Source organism: Paenibacillus sp. URB8-2 (genome assembly GCF_013393385.1).
Classification (GTDB): domain Bacteria; phylum Bacillota; class Bacilli; order Paenibacillales; family Paenibacillaceae; genus Paenibacillus_AQ.
Genome location: NZ_AP023239.1, coordinates 1,501,998 through 1,527,725 on the forward strand (window position 1 = coordinate 1,501,998; position 25,728 = coordinate 1,527,725).

26 protein-coding genes, 1 tRNA gene and 1 pseudogene are annotated in these 25,728 nt (G+C 51.7%); 17 read left to right on the forward strand and 11 right to left on the reverse strand.

Features of this window, described 5'->3' with window-relative positions; genetic code table 11:
* Nucleotides 1-21 precede the first annotated feature (21 nt).
* The 3 genes from ilvC to PUR_RS07095 all read left to right on the forward strand — a co-directional run bounded on the left by ilvC (nt 22) and on the right by PUR_RS07095 (nt 3,047).
* Entirely contained in the window at nt 22-1,014 is a 993-nt protein-coding gene (ilvC, locus tag PUR_RS07085) for a ketol-acid reductoisomerase (RefSeq protein ID WP_179034628.1), read from the forward strand.
* Nucleotides 1,015-1,153: 139 nt separating this feature from the next.
* On the forward strand, nt 1,154-2,695 hold the full coding sequence (locus PUR_RS07090) for a 2-isopropylmalate synthase (RefSeq protein ID WP_179034629.1): 1,542 nt from the start codon (nt 1,154-1,156) through the stop codon (nt 2,693-2,695).
* Between the two features lie 181 nt (nt 2,696-2,876).
* Nucleotides 2,877-3,047: a hypothetical protein gene (locus PUR_RS07095; RefSeq protein WP_179034630.1), complete on the forward strand. Its 171-nt coding sequence runs from the start codon at nt 2,877-2,879 to the stop codon at nt 3,045-3,047.
* Between the two features lie 65 nt (nt 3,048-3,112).
* Here the strand turns inward: PUR_RS07095 and PUR_RS07100 are convergent.
* Nucleotides 3,113-3,987: pseudogene (locus tag PUR_RS07100) on the reverse strand (DMT family transporter).
* 382 nt (nt 3,988-4,369) lie between these two features.
* Here PUR_RS07100 and PUR_RS07105 point away from each other — a divergent pair.
* The 4 genes from PUR_RS07105 (at nt 4,370) to PUR_RS07120 (ending at nt 7,025) form a co-directional block, all read left to right on the forward strand.
* Entirely contained in the window at nt 4,370-4,894 is a 525-nt protein-coding gene (locus PUR_RS07105) for an RNA polymerase sigma factor (protein WP_269474722.1), read from the forward strand.
* Complete coding sequence (locus PUR_RS07110; RefSeq protein WP_179034631.1) at nt 4,891-5,343, forward strand: zf-HC2 domain-containing protein; 453 nt, start codon at nt 4,891-4,893, stop codon at nt 5,341-5,343. Before PUR_RS07105 ends, PUR_RS07110 begins: the two co-directional genes overlap by 4 nt.
* A gap of 71 nt (nt 5,344-5,414) precedes the next feature.
* Entirely contained in the window at nt 5,415-5,915 is a 501-nt protein-coding gene (locus PUR_RS07115) for a hypothetical protein (protein ID WP_179034632.1), read from the forward strand.
* An 18-nt stretch (nt 5,916-5,933) separates the two neighbouring features.
* Nucleotides 5,934-7,025, forward strand: a complete 1,092-nt coding sequence (locus PUR_RS07120) for a DUF4097 family beta strand repeat-containing protein (RefSeq protein WP_179034633.1) — start codon at nt 5,934-5,936, stop codon at nt 7,023-7,025.
* 68 nt (nt 7,026-7,093) lie between these two features.
* On the opposite strand, the gene PUR_RS07125 is transcribed toward PUR_RS07120, so the two are convergent.
* From PUR_RS07125 to PUR_RS07135, 3 genes are all read right to left on the reverse strand, one after another.
* Nucleotides 7,094-8,074 (reverse strand): aldo/keto reductase, encoded by a 981-nt coding sequence (locus tag PUR_RS07125; RefSeq protein WP_179034634.1) that lies wholly within the window; start codon nt 8,072-8,074, stop codon nt 7,094-7,096.
* Between the two features lie 115 nt (nt 8,075-8,189).
* Entirely contained in the window at nt 8,190-9,023 is an 834-nt protein-coding gene (locus tag PUR_RS07130; RefSeq protein WP_179034635.1) for an SDR family oxidoreductase, read from the reverse strand.
* Nucleotides 9,020-9,451 carry a MarR family winged helix-turn-helix transcriptional regulator gene (locus tag PUR_RS07135; RefSeq protein WP_179034636.1) on the reverse strand — a complete coding sequence of 144 codons (432 nt, stop codon included), beginning with the start codon at nt 9,449-9,451 and terminating at the stop codon, nt 9,020-9,022. The genes PUR_RS07130 and PUR_RS07135 overlap by 4 nt, the downstream gene beginning before the upstream one ends.
* 353 nt (nt 9,452-9,804) lie before the next feature.
* Between PUR_RS07135 and leuB the strand changes: the two genes are divergently transcribed.
* The 5 genes from leuB (at nt 9,805) to PUR_RS07160 (ending at nt 14,482) form a co-directional block, all read left to right on the forward strand.
* Nucleotides 9,805-10,884, forward strand: a complete 1,080-nt coding sequence (gene leuB / locus PUR_RS07140) for a 3-isopropylmalate dehydrogenase (protein WP_179034637.1) — start codon at nt 9,805-9,807, stop codon at nt 10,882-10,884.
* A gap of 211 nt (nt 10,885-11,095) precedes the next feature.
* Nucleotides 11,096-11,635: a peroxiredoxin gene (locus PUR_RS07145; protein WP_179034638.1), complete on the forward strand. Its 540-nt coding sequence runs from the start codon at nt 11,096-11,098 to the stop codon at nt 11,633-11,635.
* A 229-nt stretch (nt 11,636-11,864) separates the two neighbouring features.
* On the forward strand, nt 11,865-12,272 hold the full coding sequence (locus PUR_RS07150; RefSeq protein ID WP_179034639.1) for a hypothetical protein: 408 nt from the start codon (nt 11,865-11,867) through the stop codon (nt 12,270-12,272).
* Between the two features lie 194 nt (nt 12,273-12,466).
* Entirely contained in the window at nt 12,467-12,955 is a 489-nt protein-coding gene (tnpA, locus tag PUR_RS07155; RefSeq protein ID WP_179034640.1) for an IS200/IS605 family transposase, read from the forward strand.
* A gap of 411 nt (nt 12,956-13,366) precedes the next feature.
* On the forward strand, nt 13,367-14,482 hold the full coding sequence (locus PUR_RS07160) for an ATP-binding protein (protein ID WP_179034641.1): 1,116 nt from the start codon (nt 13,367-13,369) through the stop codon (nt 14,480-14,482).
* Between the two features lie 184 nt (nt 14,483-14,666).
* Here PUR_RS07160 and PUR_RS07165 read toward each other — a convergent pair whose 3' ends face one another.
* The 4 genes from PUR_RS07165 to PUR_RS07180 all read right to left on the reverse strand — a co-directional run bounded on the left by PUR_RS07165 (nt 14,667) and on the right by PUR_RS07180 (nt 17,419).
* Nucleotides 14,667-14,816 (reverse strand): hypothetical protein, encoded by a 150-nt coding sequence (locus PUR_RS07165; RefSeq protein ID WP_179034642.1) that lies wholly within the window; start codon nt 14,814-14,816, stop codon nt 14,667-14,669.
* A gap of 76 nt (nt 14,817-14,892) precedes the next feature.
* Nucleotides 14,893-15,120, reverse strand: a complete 228-nt coding sequence (locus tag PUR_RS07170; protein ID WP_232101750.1) for a FeoB-associated Cys-rich membrane protein — start codon at nt 15,118-15,120, stop codon at nt 14,893-14,895.
* Between the two features lie 44 nt (nt 15,121-15,164).
* On the reverse strand, nt 15,165-17,177 hold the full coding sequence (gene feoB, locus PUR_RS07175) for a ferrous iron transport protein B (RefSeq protein ID WP_179034643.1): 2,013 nt from the start codon (nt 17,175-17,177) through the stop codon (nt 15,165-15,167).
* The gene (locus tag PUR_RS07180) at nt 17,174-17,419 is read right to left on the reverse strand and encodes a FeoA family protein (RefSeq protein ID WP_179034644.1); all 246 of its coding nucleotides are present in this window, start codon (nt 17,417-17,419) and stop codon (nt 17,174-17,176) included. The genes feoB and PUR_RS07180 overlap by 4 nt, the downstream gene beginning before the upstream one ends.
* 367 nt (nt 17,420-17,786) lie before the next feature.
* Between PUR_RS07180 and PUR_RS07185 the strand changes: the two genes are divergently transcribed.
* Nucleotides 17,787-19,913 (forward strand): putative bifunctional diguanylate cyclase/phosphodiesterase, encoded by a 2,127-nt coding sequence (locus PUR_RS07185; RefSeq protein WP_179034645.1) that lies wholly within the window; start codon nt 17,787-17,789, stop codon nt 19,911-19,913.
* A gap of 56 nt (nt 19,914-19,969) precedes the next feature.
* Nucleotides 19,970-20,043 (forward strand) — tRNA-Gly (locus PUR_RS07190).
* A gap of 111 nt (nt 20,044-20,154) precedes the next feature.
* On the opposite strand, the gene PUR_RS07195 is transcribed toward PUR_RS07190, so the two are convergent.
* Nucleotides 20,155-21,534 (reverse strand): dipeptidase, encoded by a 1,380-nt coding sequence (locus PUR_RS07195; protein WP_179034646.1) that lies wholly within the window; start codon nt 21,532-21,534, stop codon nt 20,155-20,157.
* 248 nt (nt 21,535-21,782) lie between these two features.
* Here PUR_RS07195 and PUR_RS07200 point away from each other — a divergent pair, with 248 nt between their 5' ends.
* Together PUR_RS07200 and PUR_RS07205 are read left to right on the forward strand one after the other, a co-directional pair.
* Complete coding sequence (locus tag PUR_RS07200; RefSeq protein WP_179034647.1) at nt 21,783-22,400, forward strand: NUDIX hydrolase; 618 nt, start codon at nt 21,783-21,785, stop codon at nt 22,398-22,400.
* Between the two features lie 216 nt (nt 22,401-22,616).
* On the forward strand, nt 22,617-22,772 hold the full coding sequence (locus tag PUR_RS07205; RefSeq protein ID WP_179034648.1) for a hypothetical protein: 156 nt from the start codon (nt 22,617-22,619) through the stop codon (nt 22,770-22,772).
* A gap of 101 nt (nt 22,773-22,873) precedes the next feature.
* Here the strand turns inward: PUR_RS07205 and abc-f are convergent, their stop codons facing one another.
* Together abc-f and PUR_RS07215 are read right to left on the reverse strand one after the other, a co-directional pair.
* Entirely contained in the window at nt 22,874-24,829 is a 1,956-nt protein-coding gene (gene abc-f / locus PUR_RS07210) for a ribosomal protection-like ABC-F family protein (protein ID WP_179034649.1), read from the reverse strand.
* A gap of 147 nt (nt 24,830-24,976) precedes the next feature.
* Nucleotides 24,977-25,141, reverse strand: coding sequence for a hypothetical protein (locus PUR_RS07215; protein ID WP_179033486.1), 165 nt, complete (start codon nt 25,139-25,141; stop codon nt 24,977-24,979).
* A gap of 192 nt (nt 25,142-25,333) precedes the next feature.
* On the opposite strand from PUR_RS07215, the gene PUR_RS07220 reads away from it, so the two are divergent.
* On the forward strand, nt 25,334-25,714 hold the full coding sequence (locus PUR_RS07220) for a PH domain-containing protein (protein WP_179034650.1): 381 nt from the start codon (nt 25,334-25,336) through the stop codon (nt 25,712-25,714).
* Nucleotides 25,715-25,728: the final 14 nt, after the last annotated feature.

Genomic DNA, 25,728 nt, shown 5'->3' on the forward strand with positions numbered 1-25,728 from the left:
AATTAAAGGAGGATTTTGACAATGGCAGTAACAACGTACTATGAGCAGGATGGGGATCTGAGCGTATTAAAAGGTAAAACAATCGCGGTTATCGGTTACGGCAGCCAGGGGCATGCCCAGGCGCAGAACCTGCGTGACAGCGGACTTCAAGTAATTATCGGCCTGCGCGAAGGCAAATCGTTCCAAACCGCAAAGAATGACGGTTTTGAAGTGCTGCCGGTTTCCGAAGCGGTATCCCGCGCGGATGTGGTGCAAATTCTGATGCCTGACGAAACCCAGGCGTCCGTATACAAGAATGAAATCGAACCGAACCTGAAACAAGGCGCGGCGCTCATGTTCTCCCACGGCTTCAACGTGCATTTTGGCCAAATCATTGCTCCGAAGGATTCGGACGTACTGCTGGTTGCTCCTAAGTCTCCTGGACACATGGTTCGCCGCACTTATGAAGAAGGCTTCGGCGTTCCCGGCCTGATCGCCATCGAGCAGGACGCTACAGGCAACGCGAAAGCGATCGGCCTCGCTTATGCCAAAGGCATCGGCTGTACCCGCGCAGGGGTAATCGAGACCTCCTTCCGCGAAGAAACCGAAACCGACCTGTTCGGCGAACAAGCCGTACTGTGCGGCGGTGTAACGGCTCTGATCAAAGCGGGCTTCGAAACGCTGGTTGAAGCCGGCTATGCTCCGGAAATGGCTTACTTCGAGTGCCTGCATGAGATGAAGCTGATCGTTGACCTGATCTATGAAGGAGGCATGGCTACGATGCGCGATTCCATCAGCAACACGGCGGAATACGGCGATTATGTAACCGGCCCCCGCGTCGTAACCGACGAAACGAAGAAAGCGATGAAGGCGGTACTGAGCGACATTCAGCAGGGCAAATTCGCCCGCGACTTCATTCTGGAGAACCAATCCGGCCGTGCATTCCTGACGGCTACGCGCCGCAACGAAGCTGCTCATCCGATCGAGGTTGTCGGCGGACAACTGCGCGAAATGATGGCTTGGATCAAGAAATAAGATTGGCATAACCAGTACCCGGATTCACATATACGGCATTTTGCAAAAATGCTCATAAACGCAAGTCTTTAGGTGCGGCTCCGCTTCATGCGGGCCGCATTTGGAGCGTTTGACGATTACTTTTAAGGAGGTGCCCGGCATGCGAAAAATTTATATTTTCGATACGACGCTGCGTGACGGAGAGCAGTCCCCCGGCGTGAATCTGAATACTCGCGAGAAGCTGGAAATCGCCTACCAGCTGGAGAAGTTGGGTATTGACCGGATGGAGGCGGGATTTCCCGCGGCATCGCCGGGAGATTTGGCCGCGGTCAATGCCGTCGCCCGGGCGGTTAAGAATGTAACGGTCATCGGCCTTTCCAGATCACGGGAAGCGGATATCGATGCCGTCAAGGAGGCGCTTCAGGGCGCGCAGGACCCCTGCATTCACCTGTTCCTCGCGACTTCCCCAATTCACCGGCAGCATAAGCTGCGGATGGATAAGGGGCAGGTGCTGGAGACGGCGCAGGCGGCCATCCGCTATGCGAAGAAGTATTTTTCCAAACTTGAGTTCTCGCTTGAGGATGCGGGGCGGACCGAGCTTGATTTTATGGCCGAGGTGGTCGGCATGGCTGTTCGCGAAGGCGCGAACGTCATCAACATTCCCGATACGGTCGGATATCTGAATCCTTCGGAGTATGGGGCAATCTTCAAGTACTTAAAAGAAAATGTTCCAGATATTGACCGTGTTCAGCTCAGCGCGCACTGTCATAACGATCTGGGAATGGCGACGGCGAACACGCTGGCGGCCATCCAGAACGGGGCGGATCAAATCGAAGGCACGATCAACGGCATCGGCGAACGCGCGGGCAATACGGCGATTGAAGAGGTAGCGATGGCGCTGGAGACGCGAAGCGAGTATTTCGGCGCCAAGACGTCGCTTGTGCTGTCCGAAATTTCCCGTACGAGCCGCCTGGTCAGCAAACTGACCGGTATGGTGGTGCCGGGAAACAAGGCGATTGTCGGCGCAAACGCATTTGCGCATGAGTCTGGTATCCATCAGGACGGCATGCTGAAGGAAAAGACGACGTACGAGATCATGACGCCGGAAACGATCGGTTTGAAGGAGAGCAAGCTGGTGCTGGGCAAGCATTCAGGCCGCCACGCCTTCCGCGACAAACTGAGCGATCTCGGCTACGATCTGCCGGAAGACGAGCTGAATGCGGCGTTCTCCAGATTCAAGGATCTGGCGGACAAGAAAAAAGAAGTATCCGACGAGGATATTCTGGCGCTGCTTGAGGCAAGACTGGTCGATACACCGGAAATCTACAGCCTGCGCACCCTGTATGTCACTTACGGCAATGAAGCAACGCCTACCGCGAAGCTGATTCTGAATGGCCCGTCGGCGGAACCGGTCGTGGCTGTGGCCGAAGGCAACGGCTCGGTTGATGCGATTTATAACGCTATCGATCAAGCAACGGGTGAGGAAGTCAAGCTCGACGACTATTCCATCAAATCCGTCAGCCAAGGCAAGGACGCTCAGGGCGAGGTGCATGTCATTCTGTCGCAGGGCATTGTGGCTGCGGCGGGGAGAGGTCTCAGCACCGATATTCTGGAAGCCAGCGCTCGGGCTTATCTCGATGCGCTGAACAAGCTGATTGAGAAGCGCAAGACGTATACGGAGCGTGAAGACGCCCATTTATAGCAATTGGAGCTGCCGTTTCCAAATTTGGACAGAGACGGCGGAACGCGAAGGACTGTCTCCAGACGCGGATTGATCCGCTGCCGGAGCAGTCCTTTTTTTCAAATATAACTCCTGGGATGGCAGATGGGATAAAATGCAAACCGCCTTCTCATACTAATGTGAGAAGATGGAGGTGAATGTCATGCCCAAAAATAGCGCCGATCCCAAAAAGGACCGAGCGGATAATCGCGCAGATAAGAAAGACAATCAACAGAATAAAGCCCATTTCACCGAAGAACCTCAAATGCTGACGAACAATAAAGCTGCCGATTATGTCCCAAGCTTAAATGGCATTACCAAAAATGAAACTTAAGTAGCAGAAAGGCTGCTCTCCCGTCGCTATGTGACAGGAGAGCAGCCTTTTTATGATTTATAATTCTATTTTTTCTCGTAGATCACGAATACAACACCACTTAGAATCAGGATGGAGCCGATCCAAAACGTTATACCGATGTTCTCGCCCAGAATAAGCCATCCGAGCAATGTCCCGACTACGGGTTGAAAGAAGAAAAATATCCCCCCGCTTGAAGCGTTAAGCATTTGCAATCCGCGATTCCAAAGCAGAAATCCGCCTGCCGTTGAGACAATGCCCAAATACAAGACTCCTCCCCAGATCGCGGGATGTCCCAGTTGAGAGACTGGAATGGCGGATAATCGCCCCAAAACAAAAGGGGTCAAAACAATTAGGGCCACCAGGATGGAATAGGTCGTCACCACAATTTGCGAATATTCGCTCGGCACACGCTTAACAAGAACAGACATGAGTGCCCATGTTAATGCGGCAACAAGCAGTGAAATACCGCCAAGCTTACCGGACATATTCACATGATCGACGCCAACGATGAGAAAAACTCCAGTGGTCGCTAGACAAACGGAGAGTCCCTTTTTACAGTCAACCGTTCTTTAAGCAGCAGACGGGCAAAAATCACCATAAATGCCGGTGTTGAAGAAGTGATAATGGCTCCCATTTGTGCTGAGGACAGCATTGTGCCCGTTTCCTGGGTAACGATCGAAACAGCGTTGCCAATGATTCCAATGGCTATGATAATTAGGAAATCACGTTTATGGATTCGCCATTTTTGCCGAGTGATCAAGCCGACCGCGAGAAGTGCGACAATAGCCACTAAATAACGCATCCACACAAGCTCCAATGGCGGTATAACCGATACTACAATTTTAACGACAACGTACATACCGCCCCAAATACTTGCGGCTAAAGCTAAATAGATAGAACCTAGCCAATTGTTTTTCATTTAGTTTGTACCCTCCGTTTATTGATTTAGGCTGGTAATGCCCTTAACGGAGAGATGCAGTCACATTCACTCCACTAAGGGCGGGAGAGTGCTGCAGGTACATCATTTTCAAATAATGGGGCCAAATACATCTTCGTTCACCTCAAGTCTCATCTGAAATTACGGATATACATGTTATACATTTTTTCATAGTAGCAGACGGGCCTGTTTTTGAACAGACAACTACGTTTATTAGCTCCTAGTTATTGGAATGCAAACCCAGCTGAACGTATACCCAAAATCAGGTTATGATTAAATCAATAATTTTTGCAGGGGAAAGAAAGAGTCGGACGTCAAATGTAGTATAGAGGGGGAGGGGAGACAACTGGAAGAGGCAGAATGGATATCGGCCGTACTGAACGGCGAGCGTCAAGCTTTTGCGCATCTGGTGACGCGCTATCAGGGCTTGGTATACCGGGTGTGCGTAAAAATAACGGGAGAACCCGAGTCGGCCAAAGATATGGCCCAGGAGGTATTCATCAAAGCCTACAAGGCGCTTCCCTCCTTCCGGGGCCAATCCTCATTCTCTACATGGTTGTACCGGATCGCCTACCGCACCTGTCTGGACTTCAAAAGAGCCAACGACAGAGAGTGGAAGCACCGCAGCACGGTGGATTACACGGAGAATGACTATGTGACTCTCCAAACGCCGGAGCATGCCGCGCTTCGCAAGGAGACCTCCGAAGAGCTTGGAGAAAGTGTGAACAGTCTGGCGGAACCGTACCGGTCGGTTGTGCAGCTGTACTACTTTAACAGGCAAAGCTATCAGGAAATTGCGGAAGTGAAGGGCGTATCGGTAAAAACGGTCGAATCCCAGCTGTACCGCGCCAGACAGATCATGCGAAGAAAAGGGGAGAGATGGGAATGAAATGCTCAACAGTGATGGAATGGATTCCCCATTATATCGAAGGTCTTCTGTCTCCCGAAGCGGAGCGGGAAATGACGCGTCATATCGGAGTTTGTCCAGGCTGTGCGCGTTGGCTGGAGGAAGCAAGGGCGATGGAGGAAATGTGGAAAGAACTGGATGGAGATGTTGATCTGGGGCTGTCTTCCGGGATACCCGATCTTGTCCCTCCGGTGATGGCTGAAATCGAACGGCTGGAGGCTGCGCGGCAAAAGAATGACGCCGGACCCGTTACTTCCAGAAGACGGTTTGCGCTTCGGGCCTCATGGATTCACTACGGCCTTGCCGCCTGTCTAACCTTTGTGCTGCTGGAGTTCGGCGTATTTGAACAGCTGGGCTACGGGCTAACGGAAATCAACGGCCATATGTCGAGCTCGGTCACCGAACTGTTCGGCGCCCAAAGAACGCGCTAAGCGGATAGAAAGATAGATCCATATTTTGCAAGCGGAATGTCGGCAAAAACACATAATCAGGAGGACATCACATGATAAAAAAGAAACGCTGGCTCACCTTTATGCTGGCCATGGTTCCGGGTCTCGGACATTTGTATCTGGGCTTCAAAAAACAGGGAATGCAGTTTATGATCGGCGCGTTTGCCTGCATCATTTGCATCCCTTCCATCCCGCAGGTATTCCCGTTCGCGCTGGCCGCTCTGTGGTTCTATCAGCTGTTCGACGCGCTTCAAAAAGCGACATGGAATAAGCTTGCGGCTGCGGAACACGAGCGGCTGATGTATGAGCCGGAAGGCTTCGGCGCGCCCTGGCCGCCCCTTTCCATGCCTCCGATGCCCGATTATCCGAAGGATGACGTGAATCCGGTGCTGCTGGGAGGGTCCTGCATCGCAGCGGGGGTTATTCTGCTGATCATCACGATGTTCCCGGACTTGTGGCTGCTGCTCTCAGAATTAAATGTCGGCACTGTTTTGGTGTCGCTGGGCCTGATCGGTTACGGGCTGCATATGCTAAAAAAGAATACTAAAGCATAGAAACGGAGAATTAGGGTCATGGGAAGATGGAAGATCGGAAGTTTGACGGCGGCGCTCGGCTGTATCGCGCTCGGCGTCATCATTGCGCTGATTCAATACGGTAAGCTTACTTACGAGGCCATCGGGTATTTATGGCCGGCGCTGCTCATCCTGCTGGGGCTGGAAATGCTGATGCGTCTTCTGCATAGATCGGAGACCAAGACCCGGACCAGCGGTGGGGCAATCGTTCTGATTGTGCTGCTGGGCCTCGTGAGCGCGGGACAATCCGTGCTTCCGGGAGGCTCGCTGGACAGCTTGCTGGGTAAAGCGCATCTAAGCACCGTTAACGGAACGGTGCAAACCGGCACGAATATTAAGAAGGTCATTATTTCAATTCCAAACGGCAGGGTTAAGTTGAACGGTATTGAAGGAAGCGCTCTGACTTACGAAGGCAAATTGCTGTCCCCGGGCAGCAGTCAGAGCGAAAGTGAACAGGCAATGAAAAACAATTGGAAGGTAAGGACGGATGGCGACACGGTAGTGCTTGAAATGACTGCGGAAAAGAGCTTGTTTTCGGGTATTTACTTCGGTTTTTCCGGCAACAGTCCCTATCTCAATGTGAGTCTTCCTGCGGCGCTCGCAGTCAAGATCGACACAAGCGACGGTTCGCTGGACGTTTCGGACCTGGAAGGCGGAATCGAGGCCGACACCTCCAATGGCAGAATCGAAATGAGAGGCATTAAAGGAGGAGTCAAGGCCAGCACTAGTAACGGCTCGCTCAACCTGCAGAGCGTGGAAGGAGGAGCCCATATCACCAGCTCCAACGGATCCATTACGCTTGAGAATATTGCCGGCCAAGTGTATGCCAAGAGCAGCAACGGCAAAATCGTCATTAAATCCCCCATCACGGGGAATTGGGATTGCGCTTCAAGCAACGGCAGCATCTCGCTGACACTGCCTCAGGCGACGGATGCGACGATTGCAGCCGATACGAGCAACGGTTCGATGAAAGGAAGCGTGAACTGGCAGGAAAAAAACGGCGGCCACGGATCGGCGGTGCTTGGAGGCGGGAATCATACTGTAAAGCTGTCCACGACCAATGGCAGCGTGACCGCGGATATCGCGGAATAGCCTGAGACAAGAAGAAGCCGCAAGCCGCCGGAGGAATCCGGCAGCTTGCGGCTATTGCTGTTCTTTGCTTACCAGGCGTATGCCTTGGGCGCGGCCCCTCCGGGGCCGGGGAAGATCTCGTCCAGCTGGGCCATAACGGAATCGTCCAGTGCGACTTCCAGGGAGCGCAGGGAACTCTCGATCTGCTCCAGGGAGCGGGGGCCGATGATGGGGGCGGCAACAGCGGGATTGGCCAGCAGCCAGGCCAAGGCGACATTGTCCTGCGGTTCGCCAAGTTCCAGACATAGCTTGGAGAACTGTTCCAGCTGATCCTGGTGCCGTTCGACGCGTTCTGCATTGCCGCCGCTGCGGCTGCCTGCGATTTTTTTGAGCGCGTTGCGGCTGAGCAGACCGCCGTCCAGCGGGCTCCAGGGAATAACGCCAAGCCCCAGGCTCTGCGACGCCGGCAGTACCTCCAGTTCCGGAAGCCGGCAGGTTAGGCTGTACTTGTGCTGCTCCGATACGAGGCCAAGAAAGCCGCGGCCCTTGGCTTCAGATTGAGCGACCGCAATATCCCACCCTGCAAAGTTGCTGGAGCCGACGTAGCCGACCTTGCCTTGGCTTACTGCGAGCTCAAAGGCTCCCCACAGCTCGTCCCAGGAGACGCTGCGATCCACATGATGCATCTGATACAGCTCAATGTGGTCGGTCTGCAGCCGCCGCAAAGAGCCTTCCAGATGCCTGCGGATTTTGTAAGCGGACAGTGCGCGCTCGTCATTCGGGCCATCCAGCCGATCGTTCATGGCGCCGTACACTTTGGTGGCGAGCACGACCTTTTCCCGCCGTCCGCCGCCCTGCTTGAACCAGCGGCCGATAATGCTTTCGGTCAATCCTGAGTTTTCCCTGCCTCCATACACATTCGCTGTGTCAAAAAAATTGATCCCGGCATCGAGCGCGGTGTCCATAATGGGAAAAGCTTCTTTCTCGTCCGTCCGTTCACCAAAGTTCATCGTTCCCAAGCAGAGCCGGCTGACCTTCATGCCGGATTTGCCAAGTTTCGTGTATTGCACCTCGCGATCACTCCCCGGAATAATTTAAGAAACGAAGTAATAGAAAGCGTTTGCTTACTTATTGTAAACAACTTCGAGGGCAGGAGCAATGCGGCAGCCGGACACTTCGTGAAGGTCAGCGGGTTGAATGAAAATTCGGACGGCCGGTTTTGGCAATATACTGGGGAAAAGTACCCGGCTTACGTCCCAGCAGACATTCCAAATCGGGGGATACTCTTTTGGCCATACCGAGCTTTGCCGTCATGTAAATGCCGATCATAACGATTAAGAAATCGCGTTTTACCCCTTTGCGGGACATTTTTTTCCAAAAGGCTGGAACACTGGGGTTCGCGTATTTGATTGTTTCATTCCACTCCGCGGAGAGCAGTTCGGCGACCTCGTAATAGTTCAGCGCCTCGCTGCCGGTTAAATCATAAGCCTTATTTTCATGACCGGCCTCTGTCAGAACCTTAGCGGCAGCCGCGCCGATATCGGCAACATTCACAAAGCTTGTCTTTCCTTTTCCGGCGGGGACGAAGATCGTCCGCTCATTGATCAATTCTTCGCCGTGCTGGTTCAACAGATTTTGCATAAAAAAGCCCGGGCGCAAAAAAGTGTAAGGGATTCCGGACTTCTGAATCAGCGCTTCGATTTTGGCATGTGGCACAAGCTGGTTCTTGTCCGCGCCCATTACAGATAAAAAGACGATTTGTTTGACGCCCATCCGAACGGCAGCGTCCATTACGGGCCCGAAGTATCTTTTGGCATCGGCCAGATGGGGAGGGCGCAGCAGGAACAGGCGGGTGACGCCGCTCAGAGCGGGCTCGATGGATGCGGGATCTTCAAAGTTCATATAGATGCCATCCGTGTTTTTTCGGCTGCTGGCGATGCGATAATCGGCATTTCGCAGTTTCAGTTCCCGTACTAACTCCTGTCCGACATTTCCTCCCGCTCCCGTTACCAGTATCATTCGAGCTCTTCCTTGCCCAAGTTGTCCATCATTTGCCGCAAAACGCCGATCGTCGTCCGGATCTCGCTGTCCGGCACTCCGCGCAGCGCTTCTTTCATCACCTTGTTGCTGACATCCTCCAGCTTGGCGATGAGCTCCATGGATTGATCGGTCAGCAGAATAAACTGAGAGCGTCTGTCTTTCGGATTATCCCGGGTGTAAACGAAGCCTTTATCCGCCAGACGATTGAGGATGCCTGTAATAGTCGGCCGGTCGGCATGAAGCCGCTTCGCAATCATTGCGGGGGTGGCACCAGCACCGGTCGCCGAAATATCTTTGATAACGGACCATTGCTGAGCGGTCAGACCGTAAGCTTTGAGCCGTTGGGTCAGTCTGGATTTGGACATAACGCTTACCTTGTGTATAAGATAGCCAAGATTGCCGTTCATTACATCACCTCCGTGGTTAGTGTGCTAACTACATGATTAGCATACTAACTATAAAGGCGGTTGGCAACTATCCCCGACAATTGCATCCCTCATTAATGAACAGGTCATAATAAAAAAGCAAAGACGATGCAAGGAAGCCGCCCTCGCTGCAATTATTATGGGCACCCGGCCATGTATTCTGGCGCTGAACCTGCCGAAGTATTGAGTTTCCGTCTGACTCCATTGCGGCTTATAGGCGGTGCCTATTAATTGATAGATTCCATATCTTTGTCCTTTTGACCTCGTTATGTTACAACAATATACAGAAGAACTATGTCCGCGTGGGCGCGGATCAACTTGAGGAGTGACGAAGAATGAGCGAAGTTAAAAAAATCGCCGTAATCGCAGGGGACGGTATCGGGCCCGAAGTTGTGGCGGAAGCAGAAAAAGTATTAAAAGTAACCGAGGAGGTATTCGGCTACAAATTCGAGACCGAGCATGCGCTGTTCGGCGGCATCGCGATCGACGAGAAGGGTACTCCGCTGCCTGCGGAAACGCTTGACATCTGCAAGAGCGCGGATGCTGTGCTGCTGGGAGCCGTGGGCGGCCCCAAATGGGACACCAACCCGAAAGAACTCCGTCCGGAAACCGGGCTTCTGGGCATCCGCAAAGCGCTGGGCCTGTTCTCGAATCTGCGTCCCGCGGTCGTATTCGACTGTCTGAAGGACGCCTCCACGCTGAAGCCGGAAGTGCTTGAAGGAACAGACCTGATCGTCGTACGTGAGCTGACCGGCGGTATTTACTTCGGTGAGAAGTTCCGCCGTCAAAGTGAGCAGGGGGAAGAAGCGGTTGACACCTGCGCATACAATGTAACTGAAGTGGAGCGCATCGCCCGCCAGGCGTTCGAAATTGCCGGGAAGCGCCGGGGCAAGCTGGCTTCCGTCGACAAAGCAAACGTACTGGAAACGTCGCGCCTGTGGCGTGAAGTAGTTATCCGCGTTGCGGCAGACTATCCGAACGTGGAACTGGAGCATGTGCTGGTTGACAACTGCGCCATGCAGCTGCTGCGCCGCCCTTCGAGCTTCGACGTCATCGTCACCGAGAACATGTTCGGCGATATTTTGAGCGACGAAGCCGCAATGCTCACTGGTTCCATCGGTATGTTGGCCTCCGCTTCGCTGGGCGAAGGAAGCTACGGCCTCTATGAGCCGGTTCACGGCTCTGCTCCGGACATCGCAGGACAAGGGCTGGCCAATCCGATTGCTACGATTCTCTCGCTGGCCCTGATGTTCCGCATGACCTTCGGCTACGAAGACGCGGCAGCCGCAATCGAAGCCGCTGTGGCGCAGGTGCTTGATGCCGGGCACCGTACCAGCGATATCGCCGTGGACAAGAGCAAGGCGATCAGCACGAGCGAAATGGGCGACCTGATCGTTGCAGCTATTCGGAAATAAGAAAACGTCACACAATTTTGCTTATTTATAATAATTATAAAAAAATAATCACTGTAATCTTGACTTTGATTTTGTGCGGTGATACCATTTGGTTTGTAGCAGCAAAAACGTAACCAAATCCAATCATAACCAAGAAAGACACTGCCTCTTCACCTGATTTCAGAGGGATGGCCGCTTGTTTTTCTTACATAATCAAAGGAGGATTTTCGCAATGGCAGAACGTTTGGTAGGTAAACCGGCTCCGGATTTCACAATGGAAACCGTATCGGGGGATGGCAAAGAATTCGGCAAAGTCAGCTTGTCCGACTATCGCGGCAAATGGCTGGTATTTTTCTTCTATCCTCTGGATTTCACTTTCGTGTGCCCGACTGAAATTACGGCGCTCAGCGATGCGGCCGATCAATTCACGGCGCTTGATACCGAAATTCTTGGCGTGAGCATCGATTCCGTGCACAGCCATAAAGCTTGGATCAACGCTTCCAAAGACGCTAACGGTCTTGGTCAGCTGAAGTTCCCGCTTGCTTCCGACATTACGAAGAAGGTTGCCAGCGATTACGGCGTGTTGATCGAAGAAGAAGGCATCGCGCTTCGCGGTCTTTTCATCATCGATCCGGAAGGCGAACTGAAATACCAAGTCGTCAACCACAATGATGTAGGCCGCAGCGTGGAAGAAACCTTGCGCGTGCTGCAGGCGCTGCAATCGGGCGGATTGTGCCCTATGAACTGGAAACCGGGCGATAAGAACCTGTAAGCTGTAAGGCTTCCACTTTTTGTCCTTTGAAATGCTGATTAAAGCCTCCTTCCGGATGTTTATCCGGTCAAGGGGGCTTTTTGCAACAAAACGCCTGTCTTTTTGCCTCAATATGATTGAAAATGGGCGTAAAGGTTAATATAAACCTTAAATCAGCAGGAATCGCCGGCAAGCGTGTATAATACAATAATACGAAACCATTGAAATGACCTGAGGAGGGTGAACAATCATGAGTTTTTGCTGTGGAGCGAGTATGGTAGGTACCAAGGGGACACTGAAGCATTATCGCACGCAAGTCCATAATGTTCCCCTGCTCTTTTGCCCGGTATGCCATCGGGTTGAAGTTCATTACAAGGTCGAGAACGAGTATGAAATCTTGGCGGAATATGCGCACGGCGACGGCGTTACCGACGTGGATTTCCAGGATTATGTGATGGAAGACGAAGAGTCCATTTTTGAAAATGTCGTCAATATGGAAAGTGAAGACACTTTGGCCATTATTCGCAACCAGATCGATATGGCGCTTGATTTGCTGGCCGTAGCCAAGCAGATTGAAGACGTCAAGTGGGAGAGGGAGCTAAAGAAGAGGCTCGCCGTTATGAGCCAGCGACGTCACCGTCTTCAACAAAAAGCATAGAGGTATGCAGCATATGATTACTTTACTAGAAAGACCTCTGCGATTGCAGGGGTTTTTTTGGTTGGCAAAAGAAAACCATACGCTATGCGTATGGTTCGGGAGAGCTTCCAGCGATGTATCAAAAAAAATTCCTCCTAATGTTACAATAAATTTGGTTCGCCAACCGAATTTATCGCACAATAGGAGGAATACAGATGTCATCTGATGTGAACAGTTTAGCACATACAAAATGGAATTGTAAGTACCATATCGTGTTCGCCCCAAAGTATAGACGCCAAGTAATCTATGGGAAATTGAAACAAGATATTGGGAAAATACTGAGACAACTATGTGAAAGAAAGAATGTAGAAATTATCGAAGCAGAAGCGTGTAAAGATCATATTCATATGCTGGTGAGTATTCCACCAAAGCTCAGTGTATCGGCGTTTATAGGATATTTAAAAGGAAAGAGCAGCTTGATGATCTTTGACCGACATGCCAACCTAAAGTATCGGTATGGAAATCGGAAATTTTGGTGTAAAGGGTTTTACGTGGATACCGTCGGAAGGAACAAGAAAGTGATACAAGAATATATCCAAAATCAACTGCAGGAGGATATCGTCGCGGAACAAATAACAATCATGGAATACATTGATCCATTTACAGGAGAAGAGATCAAAGATAATCGAAAGAAGAAGAAATAGAAAACCCCTTTAGGGGTAGCAGTAAAAGTAGTGCGGTTGGCGAACCATTCAGTGCCCTTTAGGGCTGGCCAGTAATAAAGGCTTTCAGCCGCAGAACAAACCACCCGTTATACGGGTGGTTTTGATTATAAGTAAAGCATGTTTCCTTTGGCCTGTTCAAGAGCGGCACTAAAGTATCATTTTATGTTTTTTTTGCCATTCGACAGTATCTCCGGTTGCTTTGGCTACTCTTCTTGGATATGATTGGAGTATAGTTAAACGCTTGGATAACTTAATAATATAGCGATTGCCGAATGTTCTTGCGGCTTCATTGCATATACTGAAATGACAGCGTAATTTGATGTCGCAGAACTGCCCGTTTATTTTGTATTCCTGCTTCGTCAATTTCAGTTGAAGGGGGAACTTCACATCGTGTTACACGAAATTCAGGAAAGCCGGCTTCTGCCGGAGCGGCCTTTCCAAGCCGGGCTTCTGGACAGTACATATGAGAATGTTCTGGAGCATATGGACAGTGGCGTCATGCTGTTTGATGAAGAGGGTTTCCTTACCTTCCTTAATGCAAGGGCATACGGGATGCTTGAACTCCAGCGCTATGAACTATCAGGATGCACAATCGTCGATTTATTGACGCATCTTTCTTTGGCCCGCACCAAAAAGAGACAACTGCTGAAAGTCTATCGGGAGACGGTATACAAAGGAAAATCGATGTGTGAATTAATGGATGAATACGGCCGGTATTGGGAAGTAAACGCATCTTACGGAGCGGATATGAACGGCAGTTACCTATTTACTATCAAGGAAGTTTCCGATTATAAAAGAATAGAACAGACCGCTTACCAAAATGACAATCTGGCCATGCTTGGCAAATTATCAGCCTCAATCGCCCATGAAATCCGCAATCCGTTGACCGCCATCCGCGGATTTATCCAACTGCTTCGCCCGCATCTGCAGGGGCTGGGGAAAGAGGAATACGCCAAAATTATATTAGCCGAGATTGACCGGGCAAATGATATTATTCATGAATTTCTGTCCTCATCCAAGCCTTCCTCTCCGCAAACCAGAATCGCTTCCATTTCCGCCTTGTTGAAGGAAGTTATACTGCTGACAGAAAGTGAAGTCTTGATGAAGGGCTGCCAGATTGATCTTCAATCCTTGGCCAGTGACTTGTATGTTTCCGTCGATGTGAAGCAGATGAAACAGGTCCTGATCAATATGATACGAAACGCCCTTGAGGCTGTATCCGACCGTTTAGACGATTCCACAGGGAGAATTGAGTTGGGCGCGCGCAAAGAGGGCAGTGAGGTAAGGATATTAATCTCCGACAACGGCAAGGGTATGGATGCATGCACCATGAACCGCTTGTTTAGCCAGTTCTTCACCACCAAGGAGAACGGAACGGGGCTGGGGCTTTCGGTAAGCGACCGGATCGTCAAGAACCACGGGGGACGGATTTCTGTCACAAGCCGGGTTAATGAAGGGACCAGCTTTGTGATATCGCTTCCACTAATCACAGGTTTTACCGCATAGCAGGAAAGAGCGCCACTCCTTCAGGCCCCTAATTTGTAGGCGGGGGCCTTGCAAGCGAGTGATTGCGGCTATTTGAAATGGGGATTCAGAGGACACCAGCATAAACAGACCGGCCAAGAGGATAGCCTTGGCCGGTCTGTTTATGTTTAAGTATGAATAATTAGCGGGATGAACGTCCGATTGGTTACAGTGGGCTGCCGGTGGATCTTTTAGCTTTGACTTGATTGCTGAAAGATTGGAAGCCGCTCATGAGCTTGTCGCGCGCGTCCTTGTTCTTGAGCAGATAAGCTGCGCCTAACGCCAATGTGGTAAACAATGTCTTCTTCGTATTCATTAGGATTACCTCCCCGGAATAGTCTGGATGCGGTTGCTTATAACAAACATACCCGCCCATCCGGGAATTCAAACACTTACATTCCGGCTTGGCTGCTGTGCCGAATTGCTGAAGGCGGAACACTGTTATCCCCAGTGCCGGAGCAGGAGAGAGGAGAGTTCAGGGAAGCGGCCGAGCAGTTCTTGCTTTTGTCGCACCCGGCACAAGCTCCCTTTTTCCCTTTTTGCACATGGCGGTAAAGAATCCATCCGGAATATCCGAAGATAGCGGCAGCGATCAAGATGTTAATCAATAGGCTAATCATGAGAGTTTCCTCGCTTTCCTCTATTTAGGGCTTTACGCTTCGGATTAGGCCCATCCAAGGAGCCGTCCGCCTTGATAGATAACAAGACTCACAACGTAGGCAAGAGCAACGGCATAGCCGATGGAGAAGAGAGTCCACTTCCAAGAAGCCGTTTCTTTCTTGATTACGCCCACCGTAGCCAGACAAGGTGTATACAGCAGGATAAAGGCCATAAAGCTAACCGAGCTGAGCGGTGTGAACGTTTGGGCAATCTGCGCTTGCAGTCCGGCAGTTTCCGGAGCGTGGTAAATAATGTTCATGGTCGAAACGACAACCTCTTTGGCCAGAAAGCCCGGAACGAGCGTCGAACCCGCCTGCCAGTTGCCGAAACCGAGCGGCTGAAGCAGAGGAGCCACAAGACCGCCGAATTTGGCGAGAAAGCTGTTATCCATGTCCACGTTGAATCCGGCAGGTCCGGCATAAGACATAACCCAGATAATCACAGAGCCGGCGAGGATGATCGAACCCGCTTTGCGCAGGAAGCCTTTGCCCTTCTCCCATGTACTGCGGGACAGCGATTTAAGCTGCGGCATCCGGTACGGTGGAAGCTCAATGACGAATACCGAGGACTCGTTCTTGAACAAATATTTCGAGAAAATCTTGCACAGCAGCAGCGCGAACACAATGCCCATAGCATACATCGTCATGATGACGGCTGCCTGGTTTTGCGGGAAGAAGACGGCGGCGAACAACAGGTATACCGGCAGTCTCGCCGAGCAGGACATAAGCGGAAGCAGCAGGGTGGTCAGCATCCGGTCCTTGGGCTGTTCGATGCTTCGCGCGGCCATAATGGCAGGCACGTTGCAGCCGAAGCCGATGATGAACGGAATAAAAGCTTTACCGTTCAGTCCCATCCGTTCCATAATGCTGTCCATAACCAGGCTGACACGAGCCATGTACCCGGAATCCTCGACGAAGGAAATAATAAGGAACAGAATGAATATTTGCGGGACAAAGACGATAACTCCGCCAACGCCGCCGATAATGCCGTCAACGATTAACGCGTGAATGAACTCGGAAGCCCCGACGGTATCCAGGAAAGATGTTGCGCCGCTGCTGATCGGGCCGGAAATCAGACCATCCAGCAAGTCCGAAAGCGGAGCGCCAACCCATTCAAAAGTCGTTTTGAACAACACATACATGAACGCAAGGAATATGGGCAGCCCGAGAAAGCGGTTCGTAAGTATGGAGTCAAGCCGTTCCGTCAAGTTATGGGGTTTAATGCCCGATGTGTCCAGAGCGTCTTTGCAAATCGAGCGGATGTAGTCGGTTCGGATAGAGCGGATCCATTGCGGAAGGGTAAGTGCCAATTTTTTGTTCTGAAGCTCGTTTTGACAATTTTCACGGATAGCCAGCAATTGATTTATATCGGTTCGATCCTTGAGGAATTGCATAATAACCGGATTTTGCTCTAAAAATTGCAGGGCGACCCAGCGATGATCGGGAAGATCGGAAATGTGCCTAAGTTCCTGTTCAATGGAAGAAACAGCTTGTTCGACAATAATTCCATAATCAAGCTTGAAGTTTACAGCCGGGATATTTGCGGAGTTCTCCAGCATGCTCAGTACCTGGGAGGTGCCTTTGCCTGTTCTTGCGACCAGCGGCAGCACGTTAGTACCAAGCCTGGTTTGCAAAACATCCGAATGAACCTTAATGCCTCTTGCTTTAGCGACGTCGATCATGTTCAAACCGATGACGATCGGCCTGCCGTATTCCAGCAGTTGGACGGTCAGCAGAAGATTCCGTTCAAGCTGAGAAGCGTCTACGATGTTGACTAGGGCTTCCGGAGATTCTTCAAGCAGGTATTGGGTGGCTACGCCTTCGTCGCGTGAAAGCGGGTGAAGGGAGTAAATGCCGGGAAGGTCGATCAGTGTGCCTGCGCCGTTTTTCAGGTCGCCGACTTTTTTCTCAACCGTGACGCCTGCCCAGTTCCCTACATACTCATAAGAAGAAGTCAGTGTATTAAAAAGGGACGTCTTTCCGGTGTTGGGGTTTCCAAGAAGCGCGATCGAACTCATGACACGTTCACCACGATTTTCGAAGCCTCTTTCCGGCGGATGGCCAGCAATTGCCCATTACATTCCAACATGACAGGCCCAAGGAAAGGTCCTTTTCCTTTAAGACAGACGGTGCAACCTTCCGAAACTCCCAAATCGGCCAAGCGGCGGCGCAGGATAGGGTTCATTCCTTGAATCTCTTGAATGGCGCCGGCGGAACCCGGTTGCAGTTGCAGTAAGTGACAACAAGCTGATGCAATCATTTTAATCCCTCCGGTGGAGACTGATAATCAATCTCATTTGTTTTTAGTAATTTAGCATTTTTTTCACCGCTTTTCAATGATTAAAATCACAAGTATAAGATGGGTAGACGATCCGGAAACAAGAACATCCATAACGGAAGTTCTTTTTGTGCATATATTAATATAGATATTTGAAGAAAATGGACATATTCTCCTCCGCATTGTTCGTGAATACGCACTGTTTTGCTGCTTTTTTGGGGATTGTAATGTATTTTCCTTAAATAATGTCGATTAAACGCTGTAACTTTACAGCCTTATCCAGCCGATAGTTATAAGGAGGATATAAAGTTTTATAGACTTAAAGAGAATAATTAGACGCGAGGGACCTATGAATAGAGAAGAGAAAAAAACGGTACTTGCAGCAGTCTGCGGCGCAGCGCTTTTTCTGCTGGTCCAAAGCTTGCACATCACGCTGGCAGGCACTTTTGAGCGAAATACGCTTTCTGCACTGTATCTCATTGCCAATTGGTGCACCAGTGCCTTTGGATTTTCCATTTTCGCCCAAGGTTGGCTTCTTTTCTCTAATCAGTTATCCAGAGGGAGGCTCTACTCGTCCGCGCTTTTTCTTGGAGTTTGCGTATTTGACCTTTTGCATACGTTCGGTTTTGTCGGAGTTCCGTTTATCAAGAGCGTTATAAGCGAGGACAGATCGCTTTGGCTACTGTCTTTCTCGCGGCTGGCGAGCAGTATTGGCATTCTTCTGATCTTTGGGAAGGAAGACGCTCCGATGCTCGTCTCGGGCAAAAACAGCGTCCTGCGGAAATCCATCCTTTTGGTTGCGCTGTCACTGGTTATATTCTCAGTCGGTTGCTATTTCCTTCCAGAGGTGGTTAGTCCCATAAAGGCGGATTCCGCCAGGAAACTGCTGAATTTCCTTGTGCTGCTCATTTATCTGCTAGCCATCGCCGTCATCGTGTATCCGAAACGTGCGGAGAAATCGTCCTCGCTGCTGATTATTATCAGGTCGCTCGTATTTTTGGCTCTGGGTCAAGCGTTCTATATGAACGTGGGCTACGACAGGAATATCGATTTGCTGTTCGGTGCGGTGAGCAGCGGAGTCGCCTATTATTTGCTGCTTACCGGCGTGTACAGACTGACGATTGAGGAGCCGTTTTATGAGAAGCAGGAGATTGAAGCGCAGATCAATTATTTGGCTTATCATGACGAATTGACGGGGCTGCAGAACAGACGCCGGCTTCTGCTGAATGTCGAAGAAGTGATCGAGTCCCACAGAACCTCTGCCATTCGCGGTTTTTCAGCGCTTGCCGTCCTCAATATCAATCATTTCAAGAATATAAACGATTCGCTCGGCCATTGTGCCGGAGACCATCTGCTGCAGCTGGTGGCTCAGCGGATTAAAGAAGCAGGCCGGCACGGCGAGGAATTGTTCAGTATGGGAGGAGACGAGTTCGCTTTTCTGATGACGGACAGAGTCGATCTGGAAAGCTGCCTTCTCCGTTCAAGAGAGCTGCTCCAACTGTTCGAGAAGCCGATCGATCTGGATTCGGGCGAGTACCATATTTCACTTAGCCTCGGCATCTGCGTGTACCCCGGTGACGGAGAGACGGCGGAGCAGATCATTCAGAACGCGGACGCCGCCGTTCATAATGCCAAGGAACATGGAGTGGACATCCGCCGTTACGTGCCACTGATGCAGATGAAGGCAAAAGAAAGGCTAAAGCTGGAGAACGATCTTCGGAGAGCGCTGGAGCGGGACGAATTCTTCCTTGTATACCAGCCGCAGGTTCAACTGTCCTCGAAGGAGCTGGTTGGCATGGAGGCGCTGCTGCGCTGGGAGCATCCGAAACGCGGACTCGTGTCTCCGGCCGAATTCATTCCCATAGCCGAGGAGAGCGGGCTGATTGTTCCGATCGGGGAGTGGGTACTCACAACCGCATGCCGTCAGAACAAGGAATGGCAGGTCGCGGGATACCGTCCGATCTGCGTTTCGGTCAATTTGTCCATGCGGCAGTTTCTCCAGCCGAACCTGGCAGGCAAGATCGGAGAATTTTTAAAGCGGATTGGTCTCGATCCATGTTATGTGGACCTTGAAATTACGGAAAGCATGACGCTTGACAAAGAAAAAGCCTTCGAACAGCTAAAGCGGCTTAAAGAGCTGGGCGTATACATTAGCATCGATGATTTCGGAACAGGTTACAGCTCGCTGCATTATTTGAAGAATATGCCGATCGACCGGCTAAAAATCGACCGTTCCTTCGTCGCGGAGGTAATGGAGGACAGCAACAATGCCGCCATCGTCTCCACAATCACTTCTATGGCGCATCATTTGAAGCTGAAGGTGACAGCCGAGGGAGTGGAGAACGAAGATCAGCTGCAATTCTTGAGCCAGCAGCGCTGTCATGAGGCACAGGGTTACTTCTTCAGCAAACCAATCAAGGCGCAGGAGTTTGAAAATATTTTCCTCAAACCTACCATTTTTGGATTGCCCTCCTGATTAAGAATTGCCTTATTGGAGCAGGAGTGTTAAAATGTTATATGTTCATGAAAAACGCGGGTGTAGTTCAATGGTAGAACTTCAGCCTTCCAAGCTGATAGCGTGGGTTCGATTCCCATCACCCGCTCCAATATTGAAATGTTCAAACCCTTGCAGAGCAAGGGTTTTTTAGTTTGTTTTCGGGTTGAAAAAAGGCTCTTCGCTGTCTTCAGCGAAGAGCCTTTTGCCATATCGTCCTGATTCAATTAGCAGCCAATCCAACCGTTCCGGCTGATTTCAAAAATTCCACGATCGTCAGCAGGCCCTTGTCGAAGTTCTCCAGATTGAAGTGCTCGTCGGGCGCGTGCAGATTCTCGTCGTCCAGTCCGAAGCCCATCAGAACGACCGGCGACTTCAGGATGCGGGAGAAGCTTTCCATGATCGGGATGGAGCCGCCGTCCTTGGTGAACAGGGCACGTGTGCCGTAGACTTTGCCGTAAGCGTCCGCCGCCAGTTGAAGGTAGGCGTTCGACGGATCGATGTTGAAGGCGAACGCCTTCTCAATCTGCCGCACATGGAGCTTCGCCCCCGGCTGAATATGCGATTTCAAATGGGCTTCAATCGCGTCGAGAATATGTTGGGGATTCTGGTCGCCGACCAGACGGCAGGTGATTTTGGCATGGGCCTCTTTCGGGATAACCGTCTTGGTGCCTTCGCCCTGGAAGCCGCCGTAAACGCCGTTAAGCTCCAGCGTTGGCCGGGCTCCGACGCGTTCGACAAATGTATAGCCTTCTTCGCCGTAGAGTGCGGACAGTCCGAGTCCCTCCCGAATCTTCTCTTCGTCGAGGCCTTGCTTGGCGAATTCTTCGCGTATCAGCGGAGACAGGTCGGGAACGCCTTCATAGAAGCCGTCCACGGCGACGCGGCCTTTATCGTCATGCAGCGACGCCAGCAGGGAGACGAGAGCGTGCAGCGCATTTGGAACGGCGCCGCCATATGAGCCCGAGTGCAAATCCGTGGCAGCGGTCGTAACGCCGACTTCCATCGAGCAGAGGCCCCGGAGTCCGGTGCAAATAGCCGGTCTTCCGCGTTCCAGAAGCGAGGTGTCGGAGACAAGCACAGCGTCCGCTGCCAGCATGTCTTTATGAGCTTCCAGGAAAGAAGTAAGATGAACGCTGCCGATTTCCTCCTCGCCTTCAATGCACAGCTTAATGTTAACCGGCAGAGTGCCTTCCTGCTTCAATACCGCTTCCAGCGCCTTAATATGCATGAAGACCTGGCCTTTATCGTCGGTTGCTCCGCGGGCGTACAGCTTGCCGTCTCTGATATTCGGCTCGAACGGCGGAGTCGTCCAAAGATTCAGCGGATCAACCGGCTGGACGTCATAGTGTCCGTAGACAAGCAGAGTCGGCTTGCCTGGTGCATGCAGATAGTCCGCGTAGACAACGGGATGACCGTCGGTCGGGTGAATTTCGATATGTTCGAGTCCCGCTTTCTTCAGTGTATCCGCGAGCCACTGAGCCGCTGCCAATACATCCTTCTTATGCTCTGACAATGCAGAAATGCTGGGGATCTTAAGCCATTCGTTCAGCTCGTTCAAGTGTTCGTCCCGGCGGGATTCAAAATAGGCTGCGTAAGTCATGATTATGTACCTCCTGGATTTACGGGGTCGCAAGCCTGCGGCTTGTGACGGATGCGTCGAAATGGATTCGCCGCTCCATAGACATTATTATACTGGAATAAACCCCGCACAATCAAAATCTGGAATATTGCCTCAAAATCACACACGAAGCCGCCAAGTTGTTTCGCGCGCCGCAGCCATGATAGACTAGGTAAAACTGTAAAGTTCAGGAACGGATTAGACGGAGACCGGAGAGGAGCAGGGATAGTATGGAGGAAAAATGGTTGACTTGGGCCAAGGAGATTCAAGCGATCGCCCAGACGGGGCTGGAGTATGCGAAGGATGTATACGACATCGAGCGGTATGAGATGCTTCGGGAGCTGAGCGTGGATATTATGGCCAACTACACTTTCGAGAGCAGGGAGACAATCAGAATGTCCTTCGCAGGCGACAAAGGCTACAGTACGCCGAAGGTCGATATTCGGGGCGTCGTATTCCGGGAAGACCGGATTCTGATGGTCCGCGAAAAAATAGACGGTAAATGGTCACTGCCCGGAGGGTGGGCCGACATCGGTTATTCGCCGAGCGAAGTTGCCGTCAAGGAGATCCGCGAAGAATCGGGGTTCACGGCAAGAGCGGTGCGCTTGCTCGGCGTGCTGGACAAGAAATTCCACGGTCATCCGCCGGACCCTTATCATATCTACAAGCTGTTTATTTTGTGCGAGATTGTCGGCGGAGAGGCGGCAGGGGGTCTCGAGACGAGCGATGTCGGTTTTTTCAAGGAAGAAGAACTTCCGGACCTGTCGGTGGGGCGGAACACGGAGAAACAGATTCGTACGATGTTTGAATTTTTGCGGCACCCGGATAAGGCGGTTATCTTGGATTAGGATCGTTTACAAAAAATACATAATTGAAAATGAATTTTTTTGTTTAAAAAAATGCCAAAATCGTTTAAAATATGTTTATGAAAGTGCTTACATTAAAAGTATACCCGCTGAGTCTTTTTGGCTATAATGAATTTACCCGAGACAAAAAAATTTTAGGTCCGGCGGTCTAAATTTTTTCCTCTTTTGTGACGATAAGATTAGGTAGGAGGGGATCGCATGGAAAAACATGAGAATTTGAGATTGCCGCTGAAGCAGGAAAGTGTCAAAGTTCACACCGAAGGCCACTTCTCGGCAGGACTTTTGTGGGGGATTCTGATCAGCATCCCGTTATGGATTTCGTTAATCGGCTGGTTTATGACCTTTTCTAGATAATTCAGGGACCGCTTATATATAGATCATAGGACAAAAGAATGAAATAAGGCCGCCTCTTCGCCAAGAAGAAGCGGCTTTTCTGCATCTCGCCCGATTATCAGTTATTGATGGGAACTTCCAAGCCATTCCTCATACATAGCGTCAAGTCCATGCTGCACCGTTTCCCTTTCGGCGTGGAGGACGGACAGCCGGGCGGCGTCGCTTGCAAGCTGCGGGTCAAGCATCGCCGCGTCGATCTCCCGAAGCCGCTTCTCGGCTTCCGCAATTTCCTTCTCCCAATAAGCGGCGCTGCGGATTTCCCTTGATTGTGCGGAACGCGAACGTTCCGGAGATTTTACGTCTCCCAGGGGCGCGGGGAAAGAGGCTTTCCCCGGCGCGGCTTGCGATTCCTGTCCGCCGGCTTCGGAAGAACGGGTAATCCATGTTTCCTTCTCCGCCCGCTTTTCCTTGAAATACTCATAGCTGCCTGAAAATACGGAGAACTTTCCATCTTCAATCGTCCATAATTTGCCGAAGCAGCGGTTGATGAAATAACGGTCATGGGAAACCGCAAGGACCGTTCCCGGGAATTCCTCTAGCGCTTCTTCCAGCGCTTCTCTAGAGTCGATGTCCAGGTGATTGGTCGGCTCGTCGAGAATGAGCAGATTGGGCCGGCGGTGCATGATGACGGCGAAGCGCAGCCGCGTCCATTCTCCTCCGGACAGCCCTCCGACGATCTTAAACACATCGCTCCCATAGAACAGGAACTTTGCAAGCTGCCCTCGGGCTTCGCCCTCCTCCATTCCTGCCTCCTCGCGGAAATATTTCAGGACCGACAGCCCGGCGTCTTCCGGGACGGCTTCCTGCGCCAGATAGCCGACGGATGCCCGAGCGCCGAGCGTGCAGCTTCCGGCGTCGGGCTGCTCCAGGCCCAGTATGATGCGCAGCAGCGTACTTTTGCCCGCACCGTTGCCGCCGATCATCGCGGCGGCCTCGCCGTAGCGAAGAACGTCCTCGGCTCCCGTAAACAGGACGCGATTCCCGTAGGATTTGCTAACGCCGTCAAGGATCAGCGCCCGGCTGCCCGAACGGTCCTGCTGCTCGAGCTGCAAATCCATGCTTTTGCGCTCCAGCACGGGGCGCTTGATCTTGACCATCCGGTCCATCGCTTTCTGCATCGAAGCCGCGCGGCGGTGAAAGGAAGGGTTGGGCGGATTGGAGTTGTTGCCCCATTCGATCAGCCGTTTGATGCTTTCCTGCATTTTTTTGATTTTTTTCTGCTGCTCCTGGTAATCGGCGAACTGCTGGAGCAGCCGGGCTTCCTTCTCTTTCTGGAAGCCGGTGTAATTCGTATGATAGGTGATGGCCTCGCCGTCCTCGATCTCGATCACCTTCGTGATAACCGCATCGAGAAAATAGCGGTCATGGGAGATGACGACCACGGTTCCGGCGTAGTCCCGCAGGAACTGCTCAAGCCACTCGATGGCGGCCATATCTAGATGGTTGGTCGGCTCATCGAGCAGCAGCACGTCCGGACGCCGCAGCAGCAGCGCGGCCAGGCCCACTTTGGTCTTCTCACCACCGGAGAGGGAGGCGAAAGGCCGCCCGAATTGCTCGCTTCCGATGCCAAGTCCGGATGCGACGCGATGGATTTCGGCCTCGATTTCATAGCCTCCGGCAGCTTCGAATTTCTCCTGGAGCGAGCCGTATTCGCGCAGCAGCCCGTTCCAGCGCTCCTCGCCGCCTGCGTTCAAGCCGGCCATTTCCTGCTCAAGCTCCCGCAGTCGCCGCTGCCACGCCAGCTGTTCGGCGAAGCTGCGTTGGAGGACGGCGTACACCGTATCTCCGCCGCCCTCCTGGATTTGGGCCAGCAGCCCGACGGTGCTGCCTCTGCGGATGGCAATTTGTCCCCTGTCGGGCGCTTCTTCGCCGCTCAGGAGGCGGAACAGGGTCGTTTTGCCGCAGCCGTTGCGGCCGATAAGGCCAACCTTTTCGCCTTGGCGGACGGCCAGCGTGATATCGCTCAGCACTTCTTGAGCACCGTGATATTTTTGCACATTTTGACATTGTATGATCATGGGGATTCTCCTTTAGGCTTCGGCGGACCCTATGGGCCACCGAGCGGGTAATCATCCGGAAAACGCCCCCTGCCGTCTTTCGTGCAAGGACAATACAAAAAGACCGCAGGGAAACGTTCCCCGCGGCCTTGTCCGTGTAAGCCCTAGTTAAGCTGTACGGTCGGAAGGCAGGAAAGACATTTCTGGGTGGTCAGGCGTTATGATTTTGGCAAAAAAGGACAGACTTCTCCCGTTGACGCCAAAAGCATGAACGATGCCCGCCGTCGCTATAGGCAAGCGGCTGACCATGTTACCCAGATCCTCATAATTCATCTTTCCTCACCTCCCTCATTAACAAAGTTACAATAATTTTAAAAGAATAGGTTGCCAATAGCAAGAAATTTTTCCTCCGCGTCCTTTAGCATGTCAAAGCGGTAAAACCGGAATACCCGCCTGTTTTTTCAATATGTATGGTGATAGGGCGGCATGCCGTCATAACAGGATGATCAGGAGGAGGGAGCGAAGGTGGCATTTTTTGACGGCCTGCTCGGCAATGCATCCCAGGTGGATCTCAATACGGCCCGCAAGGAGTACGGACAAATTCTGGCCCCCGGGGAGCAGATCGAGCGAGCCTACAAGCTGATTCGCGACATGTTTATTTTTACGGACAAAAGGCTGATTCTGGTCGACAAGCAGGGTGTAACCGGCAAAAAGACGGCGTATCACTCCATTCCCTACAAAAGCATCACGCATTATTCCGTAGAGACGGCGGGGCACTTCGATCTTGACGCGGAGCTGTGCCTTTTTGTATCCGGCAGTTCGCTCCCGCTGAAGAAGACCTTCAACAAGAGCGTGAATATTTACGAGGTGCAGGCCGTGCTGTCCCAGTACATTTTGAAATCGTAAAAAAGAAACGGCTC